This is a genomic window from Nonomuraea candida (assembly GCF_000725485.1).
Taxonomy (GTDB): domain Bacteria; phylum Actinomycetota; class Actinomycetes; order Streptosporangiales; family Streptosporangiaceae; genus Nonomuraea; species Nonomuraea candida.
Genome location: NZ_JOAG01000108.1, coordinates 1 through 2,611, shown reverse-complemented (window position 1 = coordinate 2,611; position 2,611 = coordinate 1). Strand labels below are relative to the sequence as shown.

Here is a 2,611-nt window from a genome sequence, read left to right as displayed (position 1 = left end):
TGTCAATGGCCTTTGAGTTCTCCCCGTAGACGGCCTTGAGATGTCCCCGCTGGCGGCCACGGTGTTCTCCCCAACGGCGGCCAGTTATCTCCCCACCGTTGGTTGCTGCTTCGGTCAGCTGAAGGGTTTGACCCCCTGTCCTGAGGTGGCTTGGGTGAGCCGGAAGCTGTCACCTTGGGTGACCACGACATGGGCGTGGTGCAGGAGCCGGTCGACGGTGGCGGTGGCCAGGGTCTTGGGCATGATCTCGTCGAAGCCGGAGGGGTGCAGGTTGCTGCTGACCGCCAGGCTGCGGCGTTCGTAGGCGGCATCGACCAGCCGGTAGAAGCCTTCGGCGGCGTCCGGGGAGACCGGCAGCAGGCCAATGTCGTCGATGATGATCAGATCGGCGCGGATGATGCGGGTCAGCGCCCGGGCGATGGAGTCGTCCACGCGATGGCGGCGGACCAGGGTGCCGAGGTCTTCGATGGTGAACCACATGACGCTCAGCCCGGCCTCGACCGCCGCCTGGCCGAGGGCCTCGCTGAAGTGGCTCTTGCCGGTGCCGGACGGTCCGCAGACGCAGAGGTTCTCGCGGCGGCTCACCCATTCCAGGCTTTTGAGCGCGTCCTGGGTGGGGCGCGGTATGCAGGAGGCGTTCTCGTCCCAGTCGCCGAAGGTCTTGCCGGTGGGGAAGGCGGCGCGTTTGCGGCGGGTGTTGAGGTTGGCGCGGTCCCGGCCAGCGGCTTCTTCGGCCAGCAGCACCCGGACCACCTCGGCGGGGTCCCAGCGTTGGGCCTTGGCGGTGGGCACCAGGTCGGGCAGGGCGCGGCGGATATGCGGCAGCTTCAGTCGGCGGGTCAGCTCGATCGCCTCGGTCAGCGGGTCACCGGCCGAGCCGGGAACGGTGCGCAGCGGGGTGGCCATGTCAGGTGAGCTCCTCATCGAAATCGGTGCTGTTGCCGGTGCTGTTGTCGGTGGGCGGCGCGGCAGTGGGATCGGCGGCGCCGCTGGTGGTGGTGCCGAAGGCGGCCCAGGCCGAGGTGCCCGGCTGCAAGCTGTGGGCCTCGGTGGCCCGGCTGGGTTCGGTGCCGGCCCGGCGGGCCTGGTAGTCCAGGATGGACAGCAGGTCGGCGTCGGCGAACCGGCCGGTGATCGCCGCGGCGCCCAAGGCGCGGTCGACGGCGGCGGGCGAGTGCAGCTTGGCCAGCGCGACGGCCTGGCCCATCTTGGCCTTGATCCGGCGGATGCCCACGGCGGCGGCCTCACTCAGCCAGGCGCTCGCGCCGGGTCCGAGCATCAGAAACGCGGCCTCCTCGGCGGTGGTGGCCTTCGGGGTGCGCTCGAGGTCCTTGTCCTCGCGCGGCGGGTAGTGCGCCTCGTCGATGACCGGGCTGCCGGGGCTGCCGCGCCGGTGCCGGGCCACTTCGGTGGCGGTCCCGTTGCCGCCGACCGCGGTGACGATCAGCTCATCGCCGTGGAAGCGGGCCCAGACGCGGGTATCGACCAGCGGGTGCGGCACCGAGTAACGCACGCCGTCCACCGAGATGGTGCAGTCCCAGTTCACCCGGCGGGTGGTGCCGAACGCGGCGGTGAACGGCTGCTGCGGCAGCGGGTGCAGCCGCTGGCGTTCCTCGGCCAGCAACTCGATCGGCGGCCGCCGGGTGGCGCGGTGCGGACGGGCGTTGACCTCCTGACAAAAGTCCCGGCAGGCCGCCTCCAACTGGGAGAAACGGCGATACTCCTCGCGCAGGTTGACCTCGGTGGGCACCAGATCGGCCTTGGCGATGCGGACGGTGGCCTCGCTGCCGCCCTTGGATTCGGGGTCGGCCGGCAGGCAGGTACGAATCGTCATCCCGTAGTGCTTGGCCACCTCAACGATGTCGGCGTTGCGCACCGCGATCCCGGCGATGTGCTCGGTGGTGACGGTCCTTTCGTTGTCGGTCAGCGCATAGGCCGGCACCCCACCGATCCTCCGCAACGTCGCATCCAGGCAGGCCACGATGGTCGGCAGCGTCTTGTCCCAGACCGGGATCACCACCCGGAAGCGCGACCAGGCCAGCCAGGCGCACCACAGCGTGCTCTGCCGCCCGCCGATCACCGGGCCGGTGCCCCAATCCCACTGCAGCCACAGCCCCGGCTCGGTCACCCACGGCCGGTAGATACGGTGCCGGCCCAGCCGATACTGCGCCTTGGCCTCGGCCACCGTCCGCCGGGTGGTCCGCTCCCCGCCGGTGAACCCCATCGCCACGATCCGCTGGTGCACGACATCGGCGCGGATCTTGCCCCGCGACCGCACCACCAGTTCCTCAATCTTGGGCAGGAAGTCGTCGATCGCCCGCGCCCGATGCCGCCGCTGCTCGGGCGCTTGCCCGGCCGCGCGCATCTTCACATACCGGGCCACCGTGTGGTGGTCACACCCGGCCAGCTCGGCCGCGGCGCGGTAACTGCCCGTGAGGTCATACGCCTCAAGAATCTCCATGATCTCCCTGCTGCTCTTCACCCGATCGACTGTCACTGAACGGGACGACTGGAACGAACGGGGAGCTATCTGGCCATACGCGGGGAGCCCGCTGGCCGTCAGTGGGGCATTATCTGGCCGCCTACGGGGAGCTTTTCACGGCCACCGTCA

At 70.1% G+C, this 2,611-nt stretch carries 2 protein-coding genes; both read right to left on the bottom strand.

Annotated elements, in window-relative coordinates:
• Nucleotides 1–114 precede the first annotated feature (114 nt).
• Nucleotides 115–906 carry an IS21-like element helper ATPase IstB gene (gene istB / locus IO39_RS43220; RefSeq protein ID WP_043637495.1) on the bottom strand — a complete coding sequence of 264 codons (792 nt, stop codon included), beginning with the start codon at nucleotides 904–906 and terminating at the stop codon, nucleotides 115–117.
• 1 nt (nucleotide 907) lies between these two features.
• Nucleotides 908–2,482 (bottom strand): IS21 family transposase, encoded by a 1,575-nt coding sequence (gene istA, locus IO39_RS43215; protein ID WP_043637492.1) that lies wholly within the window; start codon nucleotides 2,480–2,482, stop codon nucleotides 908–910.
• Nucleotides 2,483–2,611 lie beyond the last annotated feature (129 nt).

Bases quoted from the DNA above. Each gene is read 5' to 3' on its own strand.
- istB (WP_043637495.1), bottom strand. From the start codon at position 906: ATGGCCACCCCGCTGCGCACCGTTCCCGGCTCGGCCGGTGACCCGCTG.